Genomic DNA, 26,673 nt, shown 5'->3' on the forward strand with positions numbered 1-26,673 from the left:
AGATGACCCAGAACCCCAACCTCGCAGCGCTGAGCGCCGCGGGCGTCTCGGTGTGGCTGGACGACTTGTCGCGAGACCGGTTGAAGTCAGGCAACCTGCAGGAGCTCATCGACACCCGGAGCGTGGTCGGCGTCACCACCAATCCGTCGATCTTCCAGAAAGCGCTGTCCGAGGGCGACGCCTACGACAGCCAGATCGCCGAACTCGCCGAGCGCGGCGCCGACGTGGACGCCACCGTTCGCACCGTCACCACCGACGACGTGCGCAACGCGTGCGACGTGCTGGCGCCGCAGTGGGAGGCTTCCGACGGCGTCGACGGCCGGGTGTCGATCGAGGTCGACCCGCGCATGGCACGTGACGCCGACAAGACCATTCAGCAGGCCATCGAGTTGTGGAAGATCGTCGACCGGCCGAACCTGTTCATCAAGATCCCGGCCACCGAGCCCGGCCTGCCGGCCATCACCGCCGTTCTGGCGGAAGGCATTTCGGTCAATGTCACGCTGATCTTCTCGGTCGAACGGCACCGAGCGGTGATGGACGCCTATCTGGCCGGGCTGGAGAAGGCCCGCGAGGCGGGCCACGACCTGGCCAAGATCCATTCGGTGGCTTCGTTCTTCGTGTCGCGGGTGGACACCGAGATCGACAAGCGGCTCGAAGACATCGGATCCGAGGAGGCGCTCGCGCTGCGCGGGCAGGCCGGGGTCGCCAATGCCCGGCTGGCCTACGCCGCGTACCAGGAAGTGTTCGAGGGAGGCGAGCGCTTCCAGGCACTGGCCGCCGACGGCGCGCGGGTGCAGCGACCGCTGTGGGCCTCCACCGGGGTGAAGAACCCGGACTACTCCGACACCCTGTATGTCACCGAGCTGGTTGCCCCGAACACGGTGAACACCATGCCGGAGAAGACGATTGAGGCGGTTGCCGACCACGGGACTGTCACCGGCGACACCATCAGCGGTACCGCCGGGGAATCACAGGCGGTGTTCGACAAGCTCGAAGCGCTGGGAATCGACCTGAGGGACGTGTTCATCGTGCTCGAAGACGAGGGCGTGCAGAAGTTCGAGGATTCCTGGGGCGAGCTGCTGGAAGCGACGCAAGGGCAGCTCGACAGCGCCAACAAATGAGCCCTGCGGACTCGGCCGCCGCTGAAACCCATCCGTGGCGTAACCCGTTGCGCGACAAGCGCGACAAGCGGCTTCCCCGTATCGCCGGACCGTGCGGCATGGTCATCTTCGGGGTCACCGGCGACCTGGCCCGCAAGAAGGTGATGCCGGCGATCTATGACCTGGCCAATCGCGGCCTGCTGCCACCGACGTTCTCGCTGGTGGGTTTCGCGCGCCGCGACTGGGATAACGAGGACTTCGGTCAGGTGGTGCACGACGCCGTCAAACAGCACTGCCGCACCCCGTTCCGGCAGGAGAACTGGGACCGGCTGGCTGAGGGATTCCGTTTCGTGCCAGGCACTTTCGACGACGACGACGCCTTCAACCGGCTTGCCGAGACGCTGGAGAAGCTCGACGCTGAGCGCGGCACCGGCGGCAACCACGCCTTCTACCTGGCGATTCCACCCAAGTCGTTTCCGGTGGTGTGCGACCAGCTGCACAAGTCGGGGCTGGCCCGCCCGCAGAAGGACAGGTGGGCCCGCGTTGTCATCGAGAAGCCGTTCGGCCACGACCTGAAAAGTGCTCAGGAACTCAACACGTCGGTCAACAACGTCTTCCCGGAGGAATCGGTCTTTCGTATCGACCACTACCTGGGCAAGGAGACGGTGCAGAACATCCTGGCATTGCGGTTCGCCAACCAGTTGTTCGACCCGATCTGGAACTCGCACTACGTCGACCACGTGCAGATCACCATGGCCGAGGACATCGGATTGGGCGGCCGGGCCGGCTATTACGACGGTATCGGCGCGGCCCGCGACGTGATCCAGAACCACCTGATGCAGCTGCTCGCGCTGACCGCGATGGAGGAACCGGTCAGCTTCACGCCGAAGTCGTTGCAGACGGAGAAGATCAAGGTGCTCTCGGCCATCCAGCTGGCCGAACCGCTGGACGAGACGACCAGCCGTGGCCAGTACACCGCCGGCTGGCAGGGCGGCGAGCGGGTGGTCGGCCTGCTCGAGGAGGAGGGCTTCGCCGAGGACTCCACCACCGAGACCTTCGCCGCCATCACCCTCGAGGTGGACACGCGTCGCTGGGCCGGTGTGCCGTTCTATCTGCGTACCGGAAAACGGTTGGGGCGCAGGGTCACCGAGATAGCACTGGTGTTCAAGCGGGCCCCGCATCTGCCGTTCGACGCCACCATGACCGACGAGCTGAGCGCCAACGCCATGGTCATCCGGGTCCAGCCCGACGAGGGCATCACGCTGCGGTTCGGCTCCAAAGTGCCCGACACCGCGATGGAGGTGCGTGACGTCAACATGGACTTCTCGTACGGCTCGGCGTTCGCCGAGGAGTCCCCGGAGGCCTACGAGCGGCTGATCCTCGACGTGCTGCTCGGCGAGCCGTCCTTATTCCCGGTCAACGAAGAGGTCGAATTGGCTTGGGAGATATTGGATCCCGTGCTGGACAACTGGGCCGCTCACGGCAAGCCGGATCCGTACGAGGCGGGCACCTGGGGTCCGGAGTCGGCGTTCGAGATGCTGCGCCGCACGGGCCGCGAATGGCGGCGGCCGTGATGCGCGCCGGCGACGATGCAGCGCGAAGCGCTGAGAAGGAGCGGCGCCAATGAACCCCGCCGGCGACGATGCAGCGCGAAGCGCTGAGAAGGAGCGGCGCCAATGAACCCCGCCGGCGACGATGCAGCGCGAAGCGCTGAGAAGGAGCGGCGCCAGTGATTGTCGATGTGCCCGAGACCACCACCACCGCGGTCAACAAGAAGCTCGATGAGCTGCGGGAGAAGGCCGGCATCGTCACGATGGGCCGGGTTTTGACGCTGATCATCGCCCCGGACAGCGACGCGGTGCTGGAAGAGTCCATCCAAGCCGCTAACGACGCGAGCCACGAGCATCCGGCCCGGGTCATCGTCGCGACACGCGGCGATGCCTACGCCGACAAACCGCGCCTGGACGCCGAGATCCGGGTGGGCCGCGACGGCGGCGCCGGCGAGGTGCTGATCCTGCGACTCTCGGGTCCGCTGTGCGGACACGCCGACAGCGTCGTGGTCCCCTTCCTGCTGCCCGACATCCCGGTGGTGGCCTGGTGGCCCGACGTCGCACCGTCGGTGCCGGCTCAGGATCCGTTGGGCAAGTTGGCGATTCGCCGCATCACCGATGCCACCAACGGCGTGGATCCATTGTCGGCGATCAAGAGCCGGCTGGCCGGATACACCGCCGGTGACACCGACCTGGCCTGGAGCCGCATCACCTACTGGCGGGCGTTGCTCACTTCGGCGGTCGACCTGCCGCCGCACGAGCCGATCGAGTCGGCCGTCATCTCGGGGTTGCAGACCGAACCCGCGCTCGACGTGCTGGCCGGCTGGCTGGCCAGCCGCATCGACGGCCCGGTGCGCCGCGAGGTCGGTGACCTCAAGGTGGAACTGGTGCGGGCCAGCGAGACCATTGCGCTCAGCCGGCCGCAGGAGGGCACCACCGCGACACTGAGCCGCACGTCCAAGCCCGAAGCCCTGGTTCCGCTGCCGCGCCGGGACACCGGCGAATGCCTGGCCGAGGACCTGCGCAGGCTCGACGCCGACGAGATCTACTTGTCGGCCCTGGAAGGCATCAAGAAAGTGCAGTACGCGTGAGCACCGAGATCAAGATCTTCCCTGGGACTGACGAACTCGTCGAAGCCGCGGGCCAACGACTGATCGGCGTCATCGCCGACGCGATAGCGGCACGCGGAAGGGCCACGATCGTGTTGACCGGCGGCGGCAATGGCACCGGGCTGTTGCGTTATCTGGCCACCAAGGACGGCCAGATCGACTGGTCGAAAGTGCATGTGTTCTGGGGCGACGACCGCTACGTCGCCGAGGACGACGACGAGCGCAACGAGAAGCAGGCCCGCGAGGCGTTGCTCGATCACGTCGACATCCCGGCCAGCCAGGTGCATCCGATGGCAGCCGGCGACGGCGAGTACGGCGCCGACATCGACGCGGCCGCGTTGGCCTACGAGCAGATCTTGGCCGCCAACGCCGCCCCCGGCGACCCGGCGCCCAAATTCGACGTCCACCTGCTGGGCATGGGTCCCGAGGGCCACGTCAACTCGCTGTTCCCGGACACCCCGGCGGTGCGTGAGACCAGCCGCCTGGTGGTGGCGGTGGAGGACTCCCCCAAGCCCCCACCACAGCGAATCACGTTGACATTGCCCGCAATTCGGGGTTCCCGCCAGGTCTGGCTAATGGTGTCGGGGGCGGGCAAGGCCGACGCGGTGGCCGCCGCCATCGGCGGCGCCGATCCGGTGACGCTGCCCGCGGCCGGGGCGGTCGGCAGCGAGACCACGCTGTGGCTACTCGACCAGGACGCTGCAGGCAAACTTCCCACCTGACTTTGCGCGGTTGCCGCCGGGGCTAGGTCACCCGTAGTCAGCGGCGTAATAATGAGCCCATGGCAGACAGAAGCGGTGGGCGGTCCACTCCGGCTCGGCAACGAATGAAAACGCTTACCCAGGCGGCGTTGAACGCCGACAAGACGGTGGAGCAGGTCGAGGACGTGCTGGACGGCCTCAGCACCTCCATCGTCGAGCTGAACAGGTCACTGGCGGCGCTCAACGGCACCGTCGAACGCCTCGAAGGCGGCCTGGATCATCTGGACGGCACCCTGTCCAGTCTCGACGACCTCGCCAAGCGGCTGCTGGCGGTGCTGCAGCCGGTGGAGGCCATCCTCGAGCGGATGGACAACCTCGTCAGCTCGGGTGAAACGATGATGACGCCGCTCAATGTGACCGAGCACATGATGCGCGGGATGCTGGACCGGCTGCGTAACCGAACCGTGCACTAGCCACCGGCACGCCGAGTCCCGCCGCTACGGCCGCAGCTCGTAGTCGGCCGGGTTGGCGTGGCGGGTCCATTTCCAGTAGTCGACGATTCGGCCGCCGTACAGCGTCGGCAGGGCGCCCGTCGAATTCTTGTAATAGCTGGCCACTTTCGGGTGCGAATAGACCATGGTCTTGAGCTTGTCCTGATTGTTGCGGTGGTACTCGGCGCAGACGTCGGCGCGCGGCATCGCCGAGCGCACACCCTGGGCCAGCACCATGTCGATGCAAGCCATGATGTAGCGCATCTGGCATTCGGAGTTGTACATGATGCTGGCGCCGTTGACGGCGTTGGTGCCCGGCCCGTACATGCAGTAGAAGTTCGGGAATCCGGGCACGGTGACACCGAGGTACGCGTACGGGGCGTCGCCCCAGACGTCGTTGAGAGCGATCCCGTCGAGGCCGCGCACGTTGATCGGTCCGAGTTGGTGGTTGACGTCGAATCCCGTTGCCCAGACCAGAATGTCGGCCGGCCGGTGGACGCCGTCGACGGTGCTGACCCCGTCCGGGGTGATCTCGGCGATGCGGTCGTTGATCAGCTCGACGTCGGGCCGCTGCAGCGTGGTGATCCAGGTTCCGTTGTCCTGCAACGTTCTTTTACCTAGCGGCGGATAGTCGGGAACGACCTTGGCCAGCAGTTCCTCGTCGTCGGTGAAGGCCCGCATCCAGGCGATGAAGACCTCCCGGATCACATGGTTGCTCGCGCTGCACGACTTGCCGCCGGTGTCCCAGGCGGGGTCGATCAGACCCTGTTCACGGATGGCGTCGGTCAACGGCCACCAGGACACGAACCGCACCCAGCGGCCGTAGTAGGGCAGGTGGCGGATGGCCCACTGCGCTCCGGCGCCGACCGGTTCGTGGTAGTGGACGTTGGGCGCGATCCACTGCGGTGTGCGCTGATAGACGGCGACGTGCGCGGTGGTGTCGGCGATCGCCGGGACCAGTTGGAATCCGCTGGCGCCCGCGCCGATCACGGCCACCCGCCGTCCGGCGAGGTCGATGCCGTCCGGCCATTGCGCGGTGTGGAATGCGGGTCCACGAAAGTCCTTGGCGCCCTTGATGTCCGGGATCACCGCATTGCTGAACTGTCCTACGGCGCAGATCAGTCCGCGGGCGGTGAGTGTCTCGGAACGACCGTCGGCGCTGCGAATCGTCACCTGCCAGGTTGCCGTTGGGTCATCCCACGTCGCGGCCGTGACTTCGGTGCTGAACCGCACGTGTGGGGCGATGTCGTGCTTGGCCATCACGTCGGTCAGGTATTGCAGGATCTCGGGTTGTTCGGAGTACAGGTGGGTCCAGTGGTCGGTGGGCTCGAAGGAGTACGCGTAGTACTGGTTGGCGATGTCGACGCGGCAGCCCGGGTAGCGGTTGGCCCGCCACGTGCCGCCCACGCCGTCCTGCTTGTCGACGATGGTGAACGGCACGCCGGCCTGTTTCAGTTTGATCCCGGCCAGCAGCCCGGCTTCACCGCAACCGACGATGACGACGGGGAACTCGCTGCGCTGCCGGGCGCTGGAGGCCAGCGCGGGCCCGTATTGGTCGTCGTCGGTGAAGCGCAGGTCGGCGGCGACGTAGTCGATGTATTCGTCGGTGACCTGTCCGGCGGTCATGACGTCGAGCATCACCCGCATCTGGTCGCCGGTGGGGACGAACGGCGGCGGGCAGCCGCGATCACGGTAGTCGCGCACCACGTCGAAGGCGCGTGCGCGCACGATCTGCTTGTCCGGCTCGCTCATGCCGCCCTGCAGGTCCATCGCGATGAGCAGGAACGGCTTCGGCAGCTCGTCGAGCAAGCCGATGTCGCCGGTCATGTGCACCATCGACATGAGCAGCGCCGGCACGCTGGCCTGCTCGACCGCGGCGCGGATGACGTCGTCGGAGTCATTGAACGGCAGCCCGATCAGCGCCCGAATGTCCGATTCCCGGGTGTCAGGCAACGCCGACTCAGCCATGCCTCACCATACATTCCACCAGGCACGTATGGTCAAGCCTGGGCGAGCCTCAGGACGCACCGTTTATGATCCGGTTATGTCTGTGAACGCGGCGATCGGCTAGCAATGCGCAGCCATGGCTGGTCGGGTGATACGCCGGGCTCCGACGAAGAGGCGATCAGCCGCATCCTCGACGCCGCGGAACGACTTCTCGTCGAACGCGGCCCGGCACTGCGGATCGCCGACGTGGCACGAACTCTCGGCGTCACACGCCAGACCGTCTACCGCTATTTCCCGAACGCCGAACAGCTCATCCTGACCACGTCGATGCGCTCCGGCGACGGCTTTCTCGAGCAGCTCGCGGCTCGCGTGCGCGGCGTCACCGAACCGGTCGACGCGGTGGTGGAGGGCATGGCGTTCGCGGTGGAACAGCTCGCCGACGATCCGCGGATCAACTTCATTCTGACCAACCGGCCCGGCGGCAAGGTCACCACCGCGATCGCCTCGGATACCGCGTTGACCTTCAGCCGCTCGATGTTGCACCGCTTCGACGTCGACTGGGAGGCGCACGGATTCGATGAAGCCGCCCTCGACGAATTGTCCGAATTCACCATCCGGCTGCTCTATTCGTTCCTCACCGAACGCGACATCCGCAGCCCGGATGAGCTGCGCCGGTTCCTGGCCCGCTGGGTCGGGCCGGCGATCAGGTATCCCCGGCTGGCCGGCGCACTCGATCCGATCGCGAAAACGGCAGTGCCGACGGCTCGCTCGCGCCGCCGGACGGCATCCTGAAGCGACGGCCCATGCCCACCGTCGTCGCCTTCCACGCCCATCCCGACGACGAGGTCATCCTCACCGGCGGCACCATCGCCAAGGCCGTCGCGGACGGGCACCGGGTGGTGGTCGTCACCGCCACCGACGGGCGGATGGGCAACGAGGACAATCACCACCGCTTGGATGAATTACGTTTGAGCACAAAAGCTCTGGGCGCACACAGGACCGAATGCCTGGCCTACGCCGACAGTGGGTACGGGCCGGACTTCTACCCCGACCCGCCCGGCCGGGTCCGGTTCGCGCGGGCCGACGTCGAGGAGGCCGCACAACGGCTGGCCACGATCTTGGCCGCCGAAGGCGCCGACCTGCTGCTGAGCTATCAGGCGAACGGCGGGTACGGCCACCGCGACCACGTGCAGGTGCACCAGGTCGGCAAGCGGGCCGCCGAAATAGCCGGCACACCAAACGTTCTCGAAGCAACCATGCCACGCGAAGTACTGCATCGGATCGGCGAGCTGTGCCGGGCGCTGCGGTTGCCCCCGCCGTATGACCCGCAGGTGGTCGGCACCGCCTACGCCCCGGGCGCCGCCATCACCCACCGGGTGGACGTGCGCCGATTTGCCCGGCAGAAGCGGGACGCGATGGCCGCGCACCGCTCGCAGCTGGGCAGCGGCCTGGGTGCACGCGTCTACGCCGCGCTGCTGCGCCTGCCGCCCCCCGGTGTTGGGCGCGGTATTCAGATACGAATGGTTCGTCGACCCCGCGGCGCCGCCGGGAACGTTGCGCGACAACATCTTCGACGGTCACTCACATCTTGGTTGACCGGGCCAGCACGAAGCTGTACAGACCGTAGGTGATGATCCCGACGCCGGCGGCGATCAGCAGCGCCATCCCGAACGGTTGGGCGCCCAGCGTCTTCAGCGCGCCGTCCAGGCCGGTGGCCTTGGCCGGCTCCGAGCGCCACGCCGCCACCACCACCAGCAATCCCGCGGCGGCGAGCACCACGCCCTTGCCCACGTAGCCGGCCACCCCGAGGCGGCGAACCAGCTTCCCCGGCTTGCCGTTGAGGTCGTCGACGAACTTGCGGCCGGCGCCCTTGTAGACGTGGTAAGCGCCAACCGCGACGACACCGACGCCGCAACCGACGAGCGCGACGGTGCCGGCGGTGGTCTCCATCAGCCGAGCGCTCATGGCCGAGCTCTGCTGGCCGGTGGATTTGCCGGCGCCATGGGCGAACCCGAAAGCGGAGTAGGCGAATCCGAGATAGACAGCCGCGATCCCGAACGACTTTGCGCGATCGGTGAATCCGGGCGCCGGCCGCGACGCATCCCGGTCGACCGAACGGCCGAGGAACGTTTCGACAAGCCGCCACAGCCCCAGCATCAGCAGCGCCGCGGTGGCCAGCCACAGCGCGGCCGGACCGCCCGGGCGCGCCGCCAACGTCGCCAACGCCCCGGACTGGTCGGCGGTGCCCCCGGCGCCGAGGGCGATCCGGATGGCGAGATAGCCGATGATCAGATGCAGCAGACCGGAGACGACGAACCCGGCGCGGGCGAATTTCTCGAACACCCCGTTCTGCGCGACCTGCGCCGCGGTGACCGGCGTCGAGTCGTCCGGCGTCGCGCGGTGGGGCAACGCGTTTTCTGGCGTCGCGTATTCTGGCGTCGCGTTTTCTGGCATGGCGGGCTCCCTCCGTGTGCAGGGGTTGCCCGTTATCCGCTGTTGCGTAACGCGCTGGCCAAACCGTTCATGGTCAGCAGGATGCCGCGCTGCACCAGTTCGTCGTCCTCGCCGGAGCGGTAGCGCCGCAGCAACTCCACCTGCAGATGGTTGAGCGGCTCCAGATACGGGAAGCGGTTGAATACCGAACGCGCCAGGGCCGGGTTGTCGGCGAGCAGGTCGTCCTGACCGGTGATTCGCTTGTACATGGCGATGGTGCGCTTGTGCTCGTCGACGATTTTGCCGAACACCCGGTCCCGCAGCGATTCGTCGTCGACCAGCTCGGAGTAGCGCGCGGCCAGTCCCAGATCGCTCTTGGCCAGCACCTGGGCCATGTTGGACAGCACGCTGCGGAAGAACGGCCACCGCTGGTAGAGCTCGTGCAAGACCGCCAACCGCTCATCCTCGCTCTCCGGGCCCGCGGCGATCCACTGCTCGAACGCCGCACCGGTGCCGTACCAACCGGGCAGCATCACCCGCGACTGGCTCCACGCCAGTACCCAAGGAATCGCGCGCAGATCCGAGATCGACTCGGTGGGCTTGCGAGAGCTCGGCCGGCTGCCGATGTTCAGCGACCCGATCTCGCTCACCGGCGTGGAGGCTTTGAAGTATTCGACGAAACCCGGTGTGTCGTGCACTAAGTCGGCGTAGGCCTGCTTAGCCAGGGCGGCTACCTCTTCGAGCACCGCGTAGGCCCGCTCGGCGAAATCCCCGAGGCCTTCGACGTCGAGCAACGTCGACTCCAGGGTCGCGGCCAGCAGGCTCTCCAGGTTGCGCCGCGCCATCTGCGGCTCGGCGTACTTGGCCGCGATCACCTCGCCCTGCTCGGTCAGGCGCAGCGAGCCGTTCACCGCCCCCGGCGGCTGGGCCAGGATGGCCTGATAGCTGGGGCCGCCACCGCGCCCGACGGTGCCGCCGCGACCGTGGAACAGCCGCAACCGGATTCGGCCCTTGCGGGCCGCCTCGACCAGGGCCAGCTCGGCGCGGTACACCGCCCAGTTGGCGGCCAGATAGCCGCCGTCCTTGTTGGAGTCGGAGTAACCCAGCATCACTTCCTGCATGTCGCCGCGGGCGGCCACCATGCCCCGGTAGAGCGGCAGGTCCAGCATCGCCTGCAGGATCGACGCACCGTTGTGCAGGTCGTCGATGGTCTCGAACAGTGGCGAGATGCCGACCGGGCAGTACGGTTCGTCGCCCGAAGCATCCAGCAGGCCAACCTCTTTCATCAAGATGGCGGGCTCCAGGATGTCGGACACCGACTGGCACATCGAGATGACATAGTTGGGAACCGCTGCGGGACCGTAGGTTTGGACCGCGTGGCAGGCGGCCGCGACGATGCCGAGTTCCTTCTGGGCCAGCTCGGACAACTTGGCCCGGTCCCCGACCAGGGGACGACGGGTGCTCAGCTCGGCCACCAGCAACTCGACCCGCTCGTCTTCGGGCAGCGAGGCGTAGTCGTCGTGGACGCCGGCCCAGGCCAGCAGTTCGGCAACCACCTCCTCGTGTACGTCGGAGTTCTGCCGCAGGTCCAGGCCGCTCAGGTGAAAACCGAAGACGTGCACGCTTTCCCGCAGCAGCGCCAGCCGGTCGTCGGCCAGCAGCGCGCTGCCGTGCGTGCGCAGCGAGGAGTCGATGGTGTCGAGGTCGGCCCGCAGCTCCGCCGGCGTCGCATAGCCGGACAAGCCCAGGTCGAGCAGATGCAGCGGTTCCTCGTCGAGGATCTCGGCGGCGGTGACGCTCAGCCGGGCGCGGATCACCCGCAACGCCCGCCGGTAGGGTTCGTCGTCGCGGGCCTTGTCCTGGCAGCCGTCCGCGAGTTCGGCCAGCTCGGGCGTCACGGCCAGCAGCCGCGACGACATCGACAGCTCCTGTTCCAGTTGGTCGAGCTCGGCGAGGTAATGGGACAACGCGGTGTAGGCGGCTTTGCCGGTGGCCAGCCGAACCACCTCCGCGGTGACGTTGGGGTTGCCGTCGCGGTCGCCGCCGATCCAGGATCCTGGCTGCAGTATCGGGGTGGACAGCAGGTCGGCGTCGGGCCAGCGGGCCCGCAGCGCCTCCCTGACCTCGGCGTTCACTTTCGGCAGCACCTCGAAGAACGCCGACCGGTAGTACTGCAGCCCCACCGTGATCTCGTCGGTGATCTGCAGCCGGGACAGCCGGATGATCGCGGTCTGCCACAGCGTGAGGACCTGGCGGCGCAATTCGAGCTCGACGCTGCGCCCCGAATCGGTCTCGGTGTGGCCCTCGGCGTGCAGCCGCATCAGCTCGGTGATGCGGTGCTGGGTGACGAACACGGTGCGGCGCCGGGTCTCGGTCGGATGCGCGGTGATGACCGGCGCGACCAGCGCGCCGCGCAGGGCCTCTGCGACGGTGGCCGAATCCAGGTCGGCCGCGTCGAGTTTGACGTAGGTGGCGGCCAGGCTGCTGTCCTGCGGCGGTTCGCCGGCGGCGACGTGGATGCGCCGGCGGCGTTCCCGGTGGATGTCCTCGGCCACGTTGGCCAGCAGCGCGAACTGGGTGAACGCCCGGATGACCGGAATCGCCTGGTGGATGTCGATGCCGTCGAACATCCGCGACACCTCGGCGCGGTCGATCTCGGAGCGCCGCACCCGGAACGATTCCACCCGGGCCCGCTCGACCAGGTCGAAGACCTCCTCGCCGTTCTGTTCGCGAACGGTGTCACCCAGGATTGCCCCGAGCAACCTGATGTCGGCGCGCATGGGCTCGGTGGCCTCGCGTCCCAGCTTGGTCCGATGGACGTCGCCGATGGGCTCGAGTGCGGTGTCGGAAGCCTCAACCATGGGTCCCAGTATTAGCGACCGGGCCGGTCGGCGCCTGTCGTCGGGTGGTCGTTCGGTAGGCTGCCCGGTATGGAATTGGCCCTGCAGATCACGTTGGTGGTCACCAGCGTGCTGGTGGTGTTGCTGGTGCTGCTGCACCGCGCCAAGGGCGGCGGCCTGTCGACGCTGTTCGGCGGCGGTGTGCAGTCCAGCCTGTCCGGGTCGACCGTGGTGGAGAAGAACCTCGACCGGTTGACGCTGTTCATCGTCGGTATCTGGCTGGTTTCCATCATCGGCATGGCGCTGCTGATCAAGTACAAGTGACGTTGCGGTGAGCTATCCGCAGCAGCCGGGACAGCAGCCGTACCGACCGCCTCACCCGAACCACCAGCTGCCCCCGCGCCAGCCGCGGCCGTACGCCCCGCCTCAGCACAATCAGCCCTACCAGGCGCCACAGGTTCCGCGCCCCCCGGTCGCGGCGCCGCACGGCGCGCCCGGTCAGCCGCCCGCCGGCGCCGGCGGCATCGCCGTCACCACACGTTTTTTCCCCCTGGGATTCATGCTTGCCCTGGTCAAGCCGAAAGTCTTCATCGACAACTACGAGATGCCCCCGGCAAGTTGGGGTCGCACGATGCTGCCGGCACAACCCGGCCGCCACCATGTGCACGTCCACATACCGTATTTCCTGCCGCCCAAGATCGGGCCGGCCGACGCCGTCGTGGACGTCCACCCCGGACACATCGTCGAGCTGGAATACAGGGCGCCGGCATGGTCGTTCAGTGCCGGTTCGCTGGGACCGCCACCGCAGAGCTACAACGGCCTGGGCATCACCATCGCGGTGATGGTGGTGCCGTTCGCCCTGGTGTTGTTCTTCCTCATCGTGATGGTGCTGCTGCACGCCTGAAAGAGCGTCGGGCTGTTCGTTCTTCGGAAGGGCAAATCTTCGGGTGTAGAACGCGTCGAGCCAGTACGGTCAACAGATGGCCGTGCGGGACGCTCTCATGGCGGCTATCGCCAAGCAGCTCGGCCATCCACGCGGCGTGGGTGGGCCGGATCGTCGGGCTCGCGCTGAATCGGGGGAACCGAGGCTTCGTGCGCGCAGCTGTGCAGGCGTTGCACGCCGGCAACGACGACATGGTGGCCGACGTCGGATTCGGCGGCGGGGTGGGCCTGAAGTTGTTGCTCGACAGCGTTACCGGTTCGGGCTGTGTCCACGGGGTGGAAGTGTCGGACATGATGCTCGAACGGGCCGCAAGACGGTATCGCCGCGAGGTCGCGGCGGGGCGATTGGGAGCTGCACCACGGGTCGTTGACCCGACTGCCGTTCGCCGATGGGGCCCTGAACGGCGTCTTAACCGTCAACACCGTTTACTTCGTCGCCGAGCTGCACGAGGCGTGCACCGAATTGGCCCGGGTGACAGCAGATTGGGGGCGCATCGTCGTCGGCGTCGCCGACCCGGAGACGATGGCGAAATTACCGTTCACCGGCCACGGGTTCCGCCTTCGCCCCATAGCCGAGGTCATCGACGCCCTGCAGAGCGCGGGTCTGACCGTGCAACACCGTCGGATCAATGCCGCAGACGGGGCACCCCACCTGCTGATCGGCACGCCGGCACCGGCCCGGGGCTGAATTACGGGCGTCTCGTACCACCCGTGAAACTGGTGCGACTGCCCGACCATCAGCGTTTGCCGTCGCGCTACGGCAGCGGGCCGCCGGCGGCGATCGCCGCCAGCGTCGCAAACTGCTCGCCGTCCAGCGACGCGCCACCGACCAGGCCGCCGTCGATGTCCTGCTGCGCGACGAGGTCGCCGACGTTCTTGGCGTTCACCGATCCGCCGTAGAGCACCCGCACCGTCTCGGCGATCTGCGGGGATGCCAGCTTGCCGAGTTCCTCGCGGATGGCCGCGCACACCTCCTGTGCGTCGGCGGAGCTGGCCACCCGTCCGGTTCCGATCGCCCAGACCGGTTCGTAGGCGATGACGACCTTCTCGATCTGCTCCTTGGACAGTCCGGCCAACGAGCCGCGTAGCTGTTCGACGTTGTGCGACACGTGATTTCCGGCCTCGCGTACCTCGAGGTGCTCCCCGATGCAGACGATCGGGGTGAGTTCGTGCTTGAGCGCGGCAGCGGCCTTCGCGGCCACCAGCGCATCGTCCTCGTTGTGATAGGTGCGGCGCTCGGAGTGCCCGACGACGGCGTAGGTGCAGCCCAGCTTGGCCAGGAACGCGCCGCTGATCTCACCGGTGTAGGCACCGGAGTCGTGTTGCGAGATGTCCTGCGCCCCATAAGTGAGGCGCAGCTTGTCGCCGTCGACCAAGGTCTGCACGCTGCGCAGGTCGGTGAACGGCGGGATCACCGCGACGTCGACCTTGTCGAAGTACTTGTCCGGCAACGCGAATGCGATCTTCTGCACCAGTGCGATCGCCTCGAAATGGTTGAGGTTCATCTTCCAGTTGCCGGCGATCAGCGGCTTGCGGCTCACAAGTCTTCTCCTGTCGGCTGCTCGTGTGTCAGCACCTCGATACCGGGAAGCGATTTGCCCTCAAGGTATTCCAGCGATGCACCGCCGCCGGTGGAGATGTGCGAGAAGGCATCCTCGGGGATTCCCAGCGCACGGACCGCCGCGGCGGAATCGCCACCGCCCACGACGCTGAACGCACCCTTTCCGGTAGCGGCGACGATCGCTTCGGCGACGCCCCGGGTGCCCGACGCGTAGTCGGGAAATTCGAAGACACCCATCGGCCCGTTCCAGAAAACGGTCCTGGCGTTGGACAGCAACGTGGTGAATCGCTTGACCGAACCCGGGCCGATGTCCAGCCCCATCAGCTCGTCGGGAATCTTGTTGGCGTCCACCGTTTGTGGCGGGGAATCGGCGGCGAACTTCTCGGTCACCACGATGTCGACGGGCAGCCGCAGCACGTCGTGGTAAGTCTCCAGCAGATCGCGACAGGTCTGCACCATGTCCTCTTCGAGCAGCGATTTACCCACCGAATGACCTTGCGCGGCAAGGAATGTGAAGCACATTCCGCCGCCGATCACGATGCTGTCCGCCTTGGTCGCCAGCGACTCGATCACCCCGAGCTTGTCGGACACCTTCGAGCCACCCAGCACCACGGCGTAAGGCCGCTCGGTGGAACTGGTCAGCTGCTTGAGCACCTTGATCTCGTCGGCGACCAGCTTCCCGGCGTAGTGCGGCAGCAGCGTCGCGACGTCGTACACCGAGGCTTGCTTGCGGTGCACTACCCCGAACCCGTCGGACACGAAAGCCCCACCGGGCGAGACCAATTCGGCGAGTTGCTTGGCCAGGGCCAGGCGTTCGTCGTCGTCCTTGCTGGTTTCGCGCTTGTCGAAGCGGATGTTCTCCAGCAGCAGGATGTCGCCGTCGGTGAGGCCCTCGGCGCGGGCCAGCGCGTCCGTGCCGACCACGTCGCCGGCCAGTTGCACATGCCTGCCCAGTTGCTCACCGAGCGCCGCCGCAACCGGCGCCAGCGAGAACTTCGGCTCGGGCCCGTCTTTGGGGCGACCGAGATGCGCGGTGACGACCAGTTTGGCGCCGGCATCCAGCAGTGCTTTGAGCGTCGGCACCGAGGCGGTGATCCGCCCGGCGTCGGTGATGTTGCCGTCATCGTCGAGCGGCACGTTCAGGTCGGAGCGCACCAGCACGCCGCGACCCGAAACACCTTCGGCGAGAAGGTCTTCCAGAGTTGGGACGCTCACGGCTAGAGCGACTTGCCGACGAGGCCGACCAGGTCGATGAGGCGGTTGGAGTAACCCCATTCGTTGTCGTACCAGGCCACCACCTTCGCCGAGTGGTCGATCACCTTGGTCAGGCCGGAGTCGAAGATCGAGCTGTGCGGATCGGTGACGATGTCGCTGGAGACGATGGGGGCGTCGTAGTACTTCAGGATGCCCTTCATGGGTCCGTCGGCGGCGGCCTTCATCGCGGCGTTGATTTCTTGCGCAGTGGCCGCCTTCTCCAGCTCGACGGTCAGGTCGGTGGCCGAACCGGTCGGGATCGGCACCCGCAGCGCATACCCGTCGAGCTTGCCCTTGAGTTCGGGCAGCACCAGGCCGATGGCCTTGGCCGCGCCGGTGGAGGTGGGCACGATGTTCAGGGCGGCCGCGCGTGCCCGGCGCAGGTCCTTGTGCGGGCCGTCCTGCAGGTTCTGGTCCTGGGTGTAGGCGTGGACGGTGGTCATCAGGCCTCGGACGATGCCGAACTCGTCGTTGAGCACCTTGGCGATGGGCCCCAGGCAGTTGGTGGTGCACGACGCGTTGGAGATGATGTTCTGGCTGCCGTCGTACTTGTCGTCGTTGACACCCAGCACGATGGTGATGTCCTCGTCGGTAGCCGGCGCGGAGATGATGACCTTCTTGGCCCCGGCGTCCAGGTGGCCTTTGGCCTTGGCGGCGTTGGTGAAGATGCCGGTCGACTCGACGACGACGTCGACGCCCAGATCACCCCAGGGCAGCGCGGCCGGCCCTTCCTTGACTTCGAGCGCCTTGATCTTCTTGCCGCCGATGACGATGGTGTCGTCGCCTTCGAGGCCGACCTCCTGGGGCAACCGGCCGAGGATGGAGTCGAACTTCAGTAGATGCGCCAGGGCTGCGTTGTCGGTGAGGTCGTTGACGGCCACCACCTCGATGTCGGCGGCCTGGCCCTGCTCCTGCTGGGCCAAGAGGGCGCGGTAGAAGTTGCGTCCGATTCGACCAAAGCCGTTGATGCCAACTCGGACCGTCACGTGTCTCTCCTTAGTCTTTCGTCTCCGCTGATTCAGCGCTCGTGGTCAGCCTAGAACAGGGCGGTCACCTGTGCTGGGCCGGTTAGACCGCGGGCCCGGGTGCCGCGCTGCCGCGCTCTGGGCCGGGCGGTCGGCGGTGGCTCCGAATTCGATCGCGCGCCGTTTCGGTTTATCCGCCCTGGGGCGTCGGGCTTATCCATTTACCTCGCCGGGCCGGTGCCTTTTCCGGGCGGACAAACCCGCCCGAAAGTCACCTTTTGGATACGGCGCGGTGCGGCGCGGCATTGAGTTCTGGATGGCGACTGAGAATTGGGTCCGTCTGACAGCCAGGAATTGAGCACGCACGCGTGAGCACGAATAAAGGAGTTGACGTTGATGACGATCTTTGATCGATTCAACTTCAAGGTAATTGCCGCCGCCGCAGGGTTGTGTGGGGCTGCGCTGTCATTGAGCCCGGTCGCGGCCGCCCTGCCGTTCAAGACGGGCGGCGCCGCGTGCATTCAGGGCATGGCCGGGGAACTCGCACCGGCGGGAGTCGGGGGTGCGCCGGCCGCGGCGGCGGCAGCCGCGGCGTGCTGCGCTTACGGCGCCGGCGCGGGAGCCGCTGGGGCCCCGGCGCCCGCGGGCGGACCCGCGCCCGCGGGAGCTCCGGGAGCTCCGGGGGCTACGGGCGCGACGGGGACCGCGATGACCTGCTGCGCCTACCCCGGTGGCGCCGCGGGCGGCCCGGCCGGCGCGGGAGGAACGACGCCCGCCGGAGGCACCACACCCGCCGGCGAGTCGACGCCCGCCGGCCCGGCCGCTGCCGGTGCGTGCGCGCCGGCCAGTGCGCCGCTGACCGACATGGCCGGCGTTCCGGTGGTGGTGCCGGGTCCGGCGGCGGTGCCGGTGGTTGCGCCGGTACCCGTCGGCGCCCCCGTCCCCGTCGGCGCACCGGTCCCCGTCGGCGCACCGGTACCGGTCGGCGCACCGGTACCGGTCGGCGCGCCCGTCCCCGTCGGCGCGCCGGTGCCCGTCGGTGCGCCAGTTCCGATCGGCGCACCCGTCCCCGTCGGTGCGCCCGTCCCCGTCGGCGCGCCGGTGCCCGTCGGTGCGCCAGTTCCGATCGGCGCACCCGTCGCGGGCGGGGTTCCGGTTCCGCTGGCTCCGGTCATCGCGGCCGGCACTCCGCTGGTCGACCTCGGTCCAGTGGCAGCCCCGATCACCGACATGTCGGGGACTGGCAAAGGCGAACCGACCCGCCCGGTGCCGGGAGGGCCGGTGCCCGGGCAGCCCTATCGGCCCGGTCCTGCTAGCTGATTTCGGCGTCGAGGAACCCCCGGGGTGAGTTTCACCCGGGGGTTCCTTTTCGTCGCGGGTCGCACGCCCAATTACATCGGCGGGCCGGGTGTGTGTTATTCGACGCCTTGATTTACGGCACGCCGATATGACTATTGCCTCGCGCACACCGAATCAGATTCGGTCGGCGCAGGAATAGTGGACTCCGCTGCAGCGGAGAATGCGTAATTCGCAGTGAATGCGAACAGCTAGTCAGCAGAGCGCATTAATTGATTCGGCGGCGGACGCGTTCCGGCGTCCACACCGCCAGTGCGTCGCGCGTCCGGCGGCACACCGCTGCGCAAGGCTGTCGACCTTGGTAGCGGGTCGACCGTGGCGTGGCACGCTGGCACTGATCTCAACTCCCTCTAACTGACATGGTTGCAATAGCGATGCTAAAGGCGGGCTGAGCAGGGAAAGCGCAGCCGCGGTGGGCGATTCGGTCAAGGCTTCGTCACGGTTCGGCCACGCGGGCGGGTTGGTCTATTGGCCGTGGTCGGCGCGGGGCGGTTGGCCGCCCGCCACCCCTGCGCGTTGCACCAGCGTGACAGCCGGCGCCGAGCGTCACGCCAGCGTGACGCTCCCGAGGGCCCCGCCGAGCGTTGCACCAGCGCGACTGTCGGCGCCGGCCGTCACGCTGGCGTGACGTTCGGCGCACCTAAGGCCCCGCCGAGCGCCGCGGCACGCACGCGGCGCGCCCCGCGGGCCCAGCCGGCCTTGGCGCCCCAGCACCGGCGGTCAGCGGTTGTGCAGCCAGCGCAGCGCCGCCTCGGCGGCGTGATAGCCGCACAGGCCGTGTATCCCGGCGCCCGGCGGCCCGGACTGCGAGCACAGGTAGACACCCGGCACGCCGATCGCATACGGGTCGACCGCTATCCGCGGCCGGAAGAGGATCTGCAACCGGTCGTTGGCGCCGCCGATGATGTCGCCGCCGATGAAGCTGGGATTGCGGGCCTGCAGTTCGCCGGTGCTGGTGGACACCGTCGCGACGATACGGTCGCGAAACCCGGGCGCGAACCGCTCGATCTGGTCGACGATCGCGGCCGTCGCGTCGCCGGTGTAGCCGTACGGCACGTGCGCGTACGCGTAGATCGGGTTGATGTTGCCCGCCGACCGGGACGGGTCGGCCAGATACTGCTGCCCGAGCAGCACGAACGGACGTTGCACCATCTTGCCTTGTGCGCGTTGGCGTTCGGTCTCGGCGATCTCTTGGAAGCTACCGCCCAGATGCACCGTCCCGGCCCGCCCGCAATCGGGGTTGGCCCAGGGGATGTCGCCATCGATCGCGAAGTCGACCTTGAACGCCGAGGAACCTTCGCGGTAACGCCGATAGGACCGCCTGATGCGGGCCGGCATCGCATCGCCGTACAGATCGAGAACCTGGGCGGGGCTGAGGTCGAGCATGACGATGTCCGCGGTCGGGATGTCGCGGCGGCGGGTGACGGTGACACCGGTGCTCACCCGTCCGCCCGCGGCGGCCAGCGCCGCACCCAACGCGCGTGCGATGGCGCCGGATCCACCTTCGGCCACGGGCCAGCCGTACCGGTGCCCGCTGGCCAGGATCATCAGTCCGAGCGAGGCGGTCAGCGGCCGATCCAGCCGGGTGAAGGCGTGCGCGGCCGCCCCGCCGTACAGGGCCCGCGCCTGCTCGGTGTGGAACCAGCCGGCCACCGCGGTGGCCGGCAGCACCGCGCGCGGACCGAAGGCCGCCAGGCGGATCGGATGCCGCGGAATGTTGAGGACCGGGCGCAGCAGGTCTTGGGCCAGGGCGTCGAAGCCCTTGGCCAGTCCGCCGACCGCCGCCTTCCATCGACGGCGATCCGCACCAAGTCCCTTGGCGGTCTTGGTGATCGACTGATAGAGCAGACCGACGGTGCCGTCCTCGAGCGGATGTGCGCAGTCGATCTCCGGCCACTTCCACGTCAGCCCGTAACTCTCGAGTCCGATCTCCTTCCAGAACGGGGAGCCCACGCCGAGCGGATGAAACGCCGAGCAGTGGTCGTGGACGACGCCGGGCACCGTCAATTCACCCGAGCGCACGCCTCCCCCGATGGTGTCCTGCGCCTCGAGCACCTGCACGTCGACGCCCTGGCGGGCCAGGTGGATTGCGGCGGCCAGCCCGTTGGGCCCGGCGCCGACGACGACAGCGGTCGTCATGCCGGCACAGCGCGCAGCGACCTGACGGGAACCGGGAATTCGTCGCCGGGTTCCGGCCAGGGCTGGCGGGTCAGCATGTCCGCGACGTCGACGTACCCGGCCCTGCCACGATTTCTTCTTCGCGCACTTGGTAATCGGCTTCGTCGGCGCCCAGCGCCCGGGACCGCAGGCCGTTGAGCGCACGGCCGTGGGAGTGCATCGACCGGAAGGCCCCCCACCTTGTCGGCCATCACCTCGGCGGTCTCGGCGTCGTAGAGTTTGGCTGCGTCGGCCAGGCGTGGTGATCGACGTCCGGAAGGTCTGGTGACATGAATCCCATGACGGCCCCGTTCCCCAAGTGAAACCAGCGGGTCCAAATGTATCGGGTGCGGCAACACCGATCGGCCGTCGGCCAAGGTCGCCGAACGTGCGCAGTGCGGGAAGATCCAGCCCGACGGATCTTTCCCGACTGGCGCACGCTCGGCGACGGTTAGGCGGACAGACACTCCGTGCGACCCCTCAATCGCCTGGCATGCCGCCCTGGATGTGCGGGCGCCGAGACCACGGCGCCCGTCCGAGGATCAGCGGACCTGATCGCCTCCCGGCAGGGAGAATCGCCGCCGCAGCTTCGCGATCAGGGCTTCGACGGTCTGCCTTTCCCGCAGTTCGACCCGGAACAGGTCGCGGAAACCGAGGACGTTGTCGATGTCGCCGGCGGCTTGCGCGAACGTGATACCAGCCCGGCATTTCTCGATCCGATGGTCGATGCGCCGCAGGTTCGCGGTCAACAGCGCCAGGAAGTACTCGGCTTGGCGCCGATCCCCCGTCGGTGGCTCGGGAAGATAGCGAGGTTCAGCGGGCGGAGCCGGCTTTGGAGCGGTGAAATGCGGTGGAATATGCAGATTCTCATCGGAATGCCGACCCTCGTGGGCACGTACCGCTCGATGCGACGTCGCGCGCAACCGGGGATAGCTGGGCGGCGTGGCGGCGATCATGAGTGAACGATAACGTACCGTATCTTACGGAAACCACGTGTCGCGACGCCGAAGCTCACCACTGCTTTTGTGCGCGCAGCACAACCCGGCCCATCCACCGGCAGACCTCCAGCGCCAACTGCACCTTGAGCACCGCGTCGGGATCATCGAAGTCCTGTCCGCAACGTTCCATGGCCTGACCGACGCGATACTGAATAGTGTTGCGATGCAAGCTCATTGATTCCGCCGTCGCGACATAGCTGCGGTTGCGGAGCAGGAATTCGCGCAACGTTTCACGAAGCCACCGGTTGCGTTCGTCGTCCACGTCGAGGTCGCCCAACACGTCGGCCACGAATCGCCGCAACTCCTCGGGGTCACTGGCCAGCAACGCGATCGGCGCGATATCCCCGTAGCAGACGACCCGGTCACACGGGTGGTCCCCGCCGGCGAGAGCCACCGCCTTGGCACGCTCGGCCTGTCTCAGCGACGTCCGGAACCCGTCCAGGCCGTGCTCGACCCGCCCGAACGCCAGACGCACCTCAATGCCGGCCGACTCGAATGCCGCACGCGCCTGCGTCGGTTGCACCACCCGGCCCGGGGCCGGGGAGAACCACAACCGGGCCTCCCGCTCGTCGGTCGGCACCATCAGGGACCGCCCGACCGCCAGCAACTCCCCCGCCAGCAGCGACGCAGCCTTGTCGAACAGCGCCGCGACGTCGCGGTTGGTCAGCGCGGTATCGGCCCACATCACCGCCGCGATCTGCACGCCGTCCAACCGATAACCCAGCACCATCTCGGCGCGCTGGACATCGATGGGCGTGCCGGCCAGCAGATCGGTGACCCACTGCTGCTGCAGGCCGCTGCGGCGACTCACCCACCGGTCATGCTCCTGCTCGTAGGCGACGATCAGCTGATCCGCGACCACATCGACGACGCAAGCGCAGCGATTCACCAGTTCGACGATCGCCGGAACGCGCTGCGCGGCATCCAACAGCGCGACAAACTGCATCGCCTGTTCCAGGAACCGCGCATGTACCAGGCGGTGTGCCCGCACCAGCGCAGACAACGGCGTACCGCGCTGCGCGGCCGCCCGGGTGTAGGCCAGGGCCGCCGCCGGTGCTTCCAGGAAGGGTTCGGCCTGATCCCGTTCCAGATAGTGGATGCCCGCGACCACGCTCTCGGTGAGGCTGGCCCGCCACATCATCAGCATCCGGCCGTCGTAGTCCAGGCCCGAGATCTGCTTCTGCATCGACTCGAACAAGTCCGCGATGAAGTCCTCGCGGATCGCGTCCATCTGTCGAGCGATCACCGACAGCTGACCCTCACCAGCTTCAGGCACCTCGGGTTCCTTCCGCAGAGTCCCCCGCAACACTCTGCCCGTCTCGAGGCCGGGACGGAATGCTTTGGCCGTCCGGTGTTGCGCGAGACCGTCTACGTCAGTGCGCGCCGCCCCGCCCGCGGCGCGGCAGCGCGGGCCGCAGCGGCTGCGCCCACTGCGCACCGGTCGCGTCGAACAGCCGCCCGATCTCGGCGATATGCATGTCGGCGAGGTCCCACACATCGGGTACCAGCTCGCGGTCGGCGATGAAACCGAAGTCGAGTCGGTCCAGGTAGCTGACCACCGTGATGTTGAGGCCCTGCCCGTCGGTGACGATCGACACCGGAAATTGATGGCACAGCTTGGCGCCCGCGAAGTACAACGGGCGGCGCGGCCCGGGAACGTTGGAGATCACCACGTTGAAGGGCAGCCCGACCCGGTTGGCCAACTGCAGCCGGGACGCCAACCGGACCGCCGAGGTGGACAGCACCGGCGCCGAGTACCGGGTGAGGTCGGCCAGCTCCTCGGCCGGCACCAGCTCGAAGCGACGCTTGGCCTGCCGCATCGCGGCCCGGCACAGCTCGACCCGTTCGAGCGGGTCGGCGCAATCGGTCGGCAGGTCGGCGACGATGGCCGACACCCGGTTGGTCCATGGGTCGGCTTCGTCGCCGGTCCGGATCGACACCGGCACCATGGCCCGCAGCGGTCGATCGGGCAGCGCGTCGTGAGCCAACAGGTATTCGCGCAATCCGCCGGCACAGATCGCCATCACGATGTCGTTGACGGTACCGCCCGTCGCCTCCTTGAGGCGCTTGATGTTCTCCAAAGACGTTGTGCGCATTGCGAATCGACGATGGGCGGTGATGGTCTTGTTCCACGGTGCCGACGGCGCCGACACGCTGGGCAGCGAGACACGCGCAAGGTCGCCGATGCCGGTGCCGGCTACTCGTTTGACCACTGACCCCGCGACTGCAGCGGCGCTTCCCACGCCGCGGATTCCGGCGGCGTCGGCGAGTTGCCGCACGATCCGCGTCTGCACCCGTATCGCCCGGAACGGGTTGCCCGCCAAACGAATTGCTGTGCGGCGCAATAGTTCTCCGGCGCCCGGTAGTGATTCGGACTGCCACTGCGACCCGTCGCCCGGCGGCAGGGCATCGGGCGCGGTATCGGTCACGATCTGCAGCATCAACTGGCCCGACGCCCCGTCGATGGTGGCGTGGTGATACTTGGTCAACAGCGCCCACCGCCCGTCGGCCAACCCGTCGATGACGTAGACCTCCCACAGCGGGCGGGTCCGGTCCATCGGACGCCCGACGATCCGGCACACCTGATCGGCCAGCTGGTCGATCAAACCCGGCTTGGCCAAACGCAATTCACGGATGTGGAAATCGAGGTCCAGATTCGGGTCGGACACCCAGTACGGGTGATCCAGCCCGAACGGCACCTCGACCAGACGCCTGCGCAGCGGCTCGAGTTCGCCCACCAGCGACGCGAACTTGGCGTACACCGCGGCGTAGGCGTCGTAGTCCCGCCGGGGCCGCTCGAAGATCATCACGCTGGTGACATGCCCGAACGTCGTCGAGGTTTCCATATGCAGAAACGCGGCGTCCAGACCGCTGAGTTGCTTCACGAACGGCTCCTTGGGTTTTCGGCGCTCAGTTGGCCAGCATGCCGCCTTCGACGGGCAGCGTGATGCCGGTGATGTAGCTGCTGGCGTCACTGGCGAGGAAAATCAGGGCGGTACTCAACTCTTCGGTGCGGCCGATGCGGCCGACGAGGGTGCGCGGAACGACAGTGGCGTCAAGGTAGCCGGCTGGGAGTTCGTCGGTCATCTCCGACTCGAAGAAACCAGGTGCCAGCGCGTTGACCCGGATACCTTTACGTCCGGTCCATTGCTGGGCCAGATCGCGGGTCAGGCCGATCACGCCGGCCTTGGAGGACGCGTAGGCGGCCTGCGGCAGACCACCCGAGGTCAGGCCGAGCACACTGCTGATATTGACGATGGAACTGCCGGGCCGCATCACCTGCGCGCACGCCTGCGCCATCCAGTAGCTGCCGTTGAGGTTGAGATCGATCACGGACCGGAACTCTTCGGGTGTCTCACGCAGGGCCGGCACGGCAGTCCCCACGCCGGCGTTGTTGACCAGAATGTCGACCCGCCCGAATGTGTCCATCGCGGCCTGGACCAGGTTCTGGCAGTCGGCCGGCTGGGTGACGTCGGTGCGCACCGCCAGGGATCGGCGGCCGGCGTTCTCGACCAGCGCCGCGGTGCGGGCCATCCGATCCTCGCGCCGGGCACCCAGCACCACGTGCGCTCCCGCTTCGGCGAGCGCCGCGGCGAACCCGACTCCGAGGCCGCTGGAAGCGCCGGTGACGATAGCGATGCGGTCGTCAAGCCGGAAGCTGTCGAGGATGGTCATTCGCGGGGTCCTTTCACGCGGGGCAGCATGCATCGTATCCATAAATGTTGCATCTATGCATTGAATGGAGAGAAAGCTCACTGAAATGTATTCCTGCTAATATGTTGCATCACTACGACATTTCCTAAAACGCTGGCGGGTGGTGCGCGAATGAGTCAGACACCGTTGGCGCGTCTACTCGCCGAGGATCGGCGCCCGGACGCGCTGACCGCCTTCCGCATCGCCCGTCGCTGGTTCGTCGAAGGCCGCCGCATCGAAATGCGCGAGCTGGCCGCCGAACTCGGCGTGAACCGGGCCACCCTGTTCCGCTGGGTCGGCAGCCGCGACGAACTGCTCGCCGAGATCCTCTGGTCGCTGGCTAAACCCACTCTGGCGCTGGCGGTTCGCGACTCGTCGGGAACCGGCGGCCAGCGCATTGCGGCGATCTCGGGCCGGTTCGCCCGCATGATGGACCAAGCGGAGTACTTCCGGGAATTCCTGCGCCGCGAACCCGAACGCGCGCTGCGAATCCTGACCACGCGCGCCGGCACCATCCAGGCACGGGTGGTCGCTGCCGTCGAAACACTTCTGGACGAAGAGATTTCACTGGGACGGCTCAACCCGCCGCTGCCACCGCACGACCTTGCCTACCTGATCATGCGGATCATCGAGTCCTTCCTCTACGCCGACCTCATCACCGGCGAGCAACTCGATATCGACGGAGCCGAGCAGGCGATCGCAGCCTTGCTGCGCTGAGGTTTCCTGTCGAGGCCGCACGACCGGTCGCTACGATCGAGGAACTCGTCGGCAAAGGAGCCTCAGTGAGCGAAGACGACATCGGCAAGTTCGACCCTGGCATGACCCAGCGGATGATCTCCATGATGCGACCGGTGTTGAAAACGTACTTCCGCAGCGAGGTGCACGGCCTGGATTTGTTTCCGTCCGGCGGCGCGCTGGTGGTCGCCAACCACTCCGGCGGGCAGTTCCCGATGGACGTGCCGATCTTCAGCACCGACTTCTACGACAAGTTCGGCTACGAACGCCCGGTGCTGACGCTGAGCCACGACATCCTGTTCATGGGCCCGACCGGAGACATCTTCCGCAAAACCGGCTACATCCGCGCCAACCCGGAGAACGCCGCCGCCGCACTGCGCTCCGGCGGAGTGGTGGTCGTCTTTCCCGGCGGCGACTACGACGCGTACCGGCCGACCACCGCCGAGAACGTCATCGACTTCAACGGTCGTAAAGGCTACGTCCGCACCGCGATCGCGGCCGGAGTGCCCATCGTGCCGCTGGTGGGCATCGGGGGCCAGGAAACCCAGCTGTATCTGACCCGCGGCACCTGGCTGGCCAAACGACTGGGTTTGAAGCGGCTCATCCGCAGCGACATCCTGCCGCTGTCGTTCGGCTTTCCGTTCGGGTTCAGTGCCGCGATCCCACCCAATCTGCCGCTGCCCGCCAAGATCGTGATGCAGGTGCTGGAACCGATCGACATCGCCGCCGAATTCGGTGCCGATCCCGATGTCGACGCGGTGGACGAGCACGTGCGGTCGGTGATGCAGGCGGGTCTCAACGAGCTCGCCGCCAAGCGTCGCTTCCCGATTGTCGGCTGAGC

General features: G+C 67.5%; 23 protein-coding genes and 4 pseudogenes. 14 read left to right on the forward strand and 13 right to left on the reverse strand.

Annotated elements, in window-relative coordinates; translation table 11 throughout:
* Positions 1–2 precede the first annotated feature (2 nt).
* The 5 genes from tal to L6444_RS16825 all read left to right on the forward strand — a co-directional run bounded on the left by tal (position 3) and on the right by L6444_RS16825 (position 4,933).
* The gene (gene tal / locus L6444_RS16805; RefSeq protein ID WP_236975872.1) at positions 3–1,121 is read left to right on the forward strand and encodes a transaldolase; all 1,119 of its coding nucleotides are present in this window, start codon (positions 3–5) and stop codon (positions 1,119–1,121) included.
* On the forward strand, positions 1,118–2,674 hold the full coding sequence (gene zwf, locus L6444_RS16810; RefSeq protein WP_236975874.1) for a glucose-6-phosphate dehydrogenase: 1,557 nt from the start codon (positions 1,118–1,120) through the stop codon (positions 2,672–2,674). Before tal ends, zwf begins: the two co-directional genes overlap by 4 nt.
* A 155-nt stretch (positions 2,675–2,829) precedes the next feature.
* Positions 2,830–3,741 carry a glucose-6-phosphate dehydrogenase assembly protein OpcA gene (opcA, locus tag L6444_RS16815; RefSeq protein ID WP_236975875.1) on the forward strand — a complete coding sequence of 304 codons (912 nt, stop codon included), beginning with the start codon at positions 2,830–2,832 and terminating at the stop codon, positions 3,739–3,741.
* Positions 3,738–4,481, forward strand: a complete 744-nt coding sequence (gene pgl, locus L6444_RS16820) for a 6-phosphogluconolactonase (RefSeq protein WP_236975882.1) — start codon at positions 3,738–3,740, stop codon at positions 4,479–4,481. The genes opcA and pgl overlap by 4 nt, the downstream gene beginning before the upstream one ends.
* Positions 4,482–4,540: 59 nt before the next feature.
* Positions 4,541–4,933: an ATPase gene (locus L6444_RS16825; RefSeq protein ID WP_236975884.1), complete on the forward strand. Its 393-nt coding sequence runs from the start codon at positions 4,541–4,543 to the stop codon at positions 4,931–4,933.
* A 24-nt stretch (positions 4,934–4,957) separates the two neighbouring features.
* Here the strand turns inward: L6444_RS16825 and L6444_RS16830 are convergent, their stop codons facing one another.
* The gene (locus tag L6444_RS16830; RefSeq protein WP_236975891.1) at positions 4,958–6,919 is read right to left on the reverse strand and encodes a flavin-containing monooxygenase; all 1,962 of its coding nucleotides are present in this window, start codon (positions 6,917–6,919) and stop codon (positions 4,958–4,960) included.
* 105 nt (positions 6,920–7,024) lie between these two features.
* On the opposite strand from L6444_RS16830, the gene L6444_RS16835 reads away from it, so the two are divergent.
* Together L6444_RS16835 and L6444_RS16840 are read left to right on the forward strand one after the other, a co-directional pair.
* The gene (locus L6444_RS16835; RefSeq protein ID WP_236975893.1) at positions 7,025–7,690 is read left to right on the forward strand and encodes a TetR/AcrR family transcriptional regulator; all 666 of its coding nucleotides are present in this window, start codon (positions 7,025–7,027) and stop codon (positions 7,688–7,690) included.
* An 11-nt stretch (positions 7,691–7,701) separates the two neighbouring features.
* Positions 7,702–8,494, forward strand: a pseudogene (locus tag L6444_RS16840) (PIG-L deacetylase family protein).
* On the opposite strand, the gene L6444_RS16845 reads toward L6444_RS16840, so the two are convergent.
* The gene (locus L6444_RS16845) at positions 8,480–9,352 is read right to left on the reverse strand and encodes a DUF1206 domain-containing protein (protein WP_236975897.1); all 873 of its coding nucleotides are present in this window, start codon (positions 9,350–9,352) and stop codon (positions 8,480–8,482) included. The pseudogene L6444_RS16840 and the gene L6444_RS16845 sit on opposite strands and share 15 nt — an antisense overlap.
* A gap of 32 nt (positions 9,353–9,384) precedes the next feature.
* A complete protein-coding gene (gene ppc, locus L6444_RS16850) occupies positions 9,385–12,192 on the reverse strand; it encodes a phosphoenolpyruvate carboxylase (protein WP_236975899.1) in 2,808 nt (935 codons plus the stop codon).
* Between the two features lie 69 nt (positions 12,193–12,261).
* Between ppc and secG the strand changes: the two genes are divergently transcribed.
* Complete coding sequence (secG, locus tag L6444_RS16855; protein WP_180918294.1) at positions 12,262–12,495, forward strand: preprotein translocase subunit SecG; 234 nt, start codon at positions 12,262–12,264, stop codon at positions 12,493–12,495.
* 7 nt (positions 12,496–12,502) lie between these two features.
* Positions 12,503–13,075: a hypothetical protein gene (locus tag L6444_RS16860; RefSeq protein WP_236975901.1), complete on the forward strand. Its 573-nt coding sequence runs from the start codon at positions 12,503–12,505 to the stop codon at positions 13,073–13,075.
* Between the two features lie 104 nt (positions 13,076–13,179).
* Here the strand turns inward: L6444_RS16860 and L6444_RS30685 are convergent, their stop codons facing one another.
* Entirely contained in the window at positions 13,180–13,386 is a 207-nt protein-coding gene (locus tag L6444_RS30685) for a hypothetical protein (RefSeq protein WP_459551858.1), read from the reverse strand.
* Between the two features lie 94 nt (positions 13,387–13,480).
* On the opposite strand from L6444_RS30685, the gene L6444_RS30690 reads away from it, so the two are divergent.
* Positions 13,481–13,801, forward strand: a complete 321-nt coding sequence (locus tag L6444_RS30690; RefSeq protein ID WP_459551859.1) for a hypothetical protein — start codon at positions 13,481–13,483, stop codon at positions 13,799–13,801.
* 67 nt (positions 13,802–13,868) lie between these two features.
* Here L6444_RS30690 and tpiA read toward each other — a convergent pair whose 3' ends face one another.
* The 3 genes from tpiA to gap are packed head-to-tail and all read right to left on the reverse strand — an operon-like array spanning position 13,869 to position 16,914.
* Complete coding sequence (gene tpiA / locus L6444_RS16870) at positions 13,869–14,654, reverse strand: triose-phosphate isomerase (protein ID WP_236975903.1); 786 nt, start codon at positions 14,652–14,654, stop codon at positions 13,869–13,871.
* A complete protein-coding gene (locus L6444_RS16875) occupies positions 14,651–15,889 on the reverse strand; it encodes a phosphoglycerate kinase (protein ID WP_236975911.1) in 1,239 nt (412 codons plus the stop codon). Before L6444_RS16875 ends, tpiA begins: the two co-directional genes overlap by 4 nt.
* Before the next feature lie 2 nt (positions 15,890–15,891).
* The gene (gap, locus tag L6444_RS16880) at positions 15,892–16,914 is read right to left on the reverse strand and encodes a type I glyceraldehyde-3-phosphate dehydrogenase (protein WP_236975925.1); all 1,023 of its coding nucleotides are present in this window, start codon (positions 16,912–16,914) and stop codon (positions 15,892–15,894) included.
* Positions 16,915–17,289: 375 nt separating this feature from the next.
* Between gap and L6444_RS31180 the strand changes: the two are divergent.
* Both L6444_RS31180 and L6444_RS31185 read left to right on the forward strand, forming a co-directional pair.
* Positions 17,290–17,559 (forward strand): annotated as a pseudogene (locus L6444_RS31180) (hypothetical protein); the annotation flags it as partial.
* A 114-nt stretch (positions 17,560–17,673) separates the two neighbouring features.
* Positions 17,674–18,213: pseudogene (locus L6444_RS31185) on the forward strand (hypothetical protein); the annotation flags it as partial.
* Between the two features lie 756 nt (positions 18,214–18,969).
* Here the strand turns inward: L6444_RS31185 and L6444_RS16890 are convergent.
* From L6444_RS16890 to L6444_RS16915, 6 genes and pseudogenes are all read right to left on the reverse strand, one after another.
* A complete protein-coding gene (locus L6444_RS16890; protein ID WP_236975929.1) occupies positions 18,970–20,388 on the reverse strand; it encodes a phytoene desaturase family protein in 1,419 nt (472 codons plus the stop codon).
* A pseudogene (locus L6444_RS16895) lies at positions 20,385–20,651 on the reverse strand (DUF3556 domain-containing protein); the annotation flags it as partial. The gene L6444_RS16890 and the pseudogene L6444_RS16895, both read right to left, overlap by 4 nt.
* A 297-nt stretch (positions 20,652–20,948) precedes the next feature.
* Positions 20,949–21,362, reverse strand: a complete 414-nt coding sequence (locus tag L6444_RS16900) for a hypothetical protein (protein ID WP_236975932.1) — start codon at positions 21,360–21,362, stop codon at positions 20,949–20,951.
* A 55-nt stretch (positions 21,363–21,417) separates the two neighbouring features.
* Positions 21,418–22,680: a PucR family transcriptional regulator gene (locus L6444_RS16905; RefSeq protein WP_236975934.1), complete on the reverse strand. Its 1,263-nt coding sequence runs from the start codon at positions 22,678–22,680 to the stop codon at positions 21,418–21,420.
* A 97-nt stretch (positions 22,681–22,777) separates the two neighbouring features.
* Positions 22,778–24,289, reverse strand: coding sequence for a WS/DGAT/MGAT family O-acyltransferase (locus tag L6444_RS16910; protein ID WP_236975936.1), 1,512 nt, complete (start codon positions 24,287–24,289; stop codon positions 22,778–22,780).
* A 25-nt stretch (positions 24,290–24,314) separates the two neighbouring features.
* Positions 24,315–25,079, reverse strand: a complete 765-nt coding sequence (locus L6444_RS16915; protein WP_236975938.1) for an SDR family NAD(P)-dependent oxidoreductase — start codon at positions 25,077–25,079, stop codon at positions 24,315–24,317.
* A gap of 150 nt (positions 25,080–25,229) precedes the next feature.
* On the opposite strand from L6444_RS16915, the gene L6444_RS16920 reads away from it, so the two are divergent.
* On the forward strand, positions 25,230–25,814 hold the full coding sequence (locus L6444_RS16920) for a QsdR family transcriptional regulator (protein ID WP_236975940.1): 585 nt from the start codon (positions 25,230–25,232) through the stop codon (positions 25,812–25,814).
* A 101-nt stretch (positions 25,815–25,915) separates the two neighbouring features.
* A complete protein-coding gene (locus L6444_RS16925) occupies positions 25,916–26,671 on the forward strand; it encodes a 1-acyl-sn-glycerol-3-phosphate acyltransferase (protein WP_236984198.1) in 756 nt (251 codons plus the stop codon).
* Positions 26,672–26,673: the final 2 nt, after the last annotated feature.

It is taken from the genome of Mycobacterium kiyosense, from assembly GCA_021654635.1.
Classification (GTDB): domain Bacteria; phylum Actinomycetota; class Actinomycetes; order Mycobacteriales; family Mycobacteriaceae; genus Mycobacterium; species Mycobacterium kiyosense.

What these genes read in the sequence shown, in the direction of transcription:
- secG (WP_180918294.1), top strand. Translation starts at nt 12,262, where the DNA reads ATGGAATTGGCCCTGCAGATCACGTTGGTGGTCACCAGCGTGCTGGTG.
- L6444_RS16835 (WP_236975893.1), top strand. Translation starts at nt 7,025, where the DNA reads ATGCGCAGCCATGGCTGGTCGGGTGATACGCCGGGCTCCGACGAAGAG.
- L6444_RS16920 (WP_236975940.1), top strand. Translation starts at nt 25,230, where the DNA reads ATGAGTCAGACACCGTTGGCGCGTCTACTCGCCGAGGATCGGCGCCCG.
- L6444_RS16915 (WP_236975938.1), bottom strand. Translation starts at nt 25,079, where the DNA reads ATGACCATCCTCGACAGCTTCCGGCTTGACGACCGCATCGCTATCGTC.
- L6444_RS16925 (WP_236984198.1), top strand. Translation starts at nt 25,916, where the DNA reads ATGACCCAGCGGATGATCTCCATGATGCGACCGGTGTTGAAAACGTAC.
- L6444_RS16890 (WP_236975929.1), bottom strand. Translation starts at nt 20,388, where the DNA reads ATGACGACCGCTGTCGTCGTCGGCGCCGGGCCCAACGGGCTGGCCGCC.
- L6444_RS16845 (WP_236975897.1), bottom strand. Translation starts at nt 9,352, where the DNA reads ATGCCAGAAAACGCGACGCCAGAATACGCGACGCCAGAAAACGCGTTG.
- zwf (WP_236975874.1), top strand. Translation starts at nt 1,118, where the DNA reads ATGAGCCCTGCGGACTCGGCCGCCGCTGAAACCCATCCGTGGCGTAAC.
- L6444_RS16900 (WP_236975932.1), bottom strand. Translation starts at nt 21,362, where the DNA reads ATGATCGCCGCCACGCCGCCCAGCTATCCCCGGTTGCGCGCGACGTCG.
- L6444_RS16830 (WP_236975891.1), bottom strand. Translation starts at nt 6,919, where the DNA reads ATGGCTGAGTCGGCGTTGCCTGACACCCGGGAATCGGACATTCGGGCG.
- L6444_RS16825 (WP_236975884.1), top strand. Translation starts at nt 4,541, where the DNA reads ATGGCAGACAGAAGCGGTGGGCGGTCCACTCCGGCTCGGCAACGAATG.
- ppc (WP_236975899.1), bottom strand. Translation starts at nt 12,192, where the DNA reads ATGGTTGAGGCTTCCGACACCGCACTCGAGCCCATCGGCGACGTCCAT.
- tal (WP_236975872.1), top strand. Translation starts at nt 3, where the DNA reads ATGACCCAGAACCCCAACCTCGCAGCGCTGAGCGCCGCGGGCGTCTCG.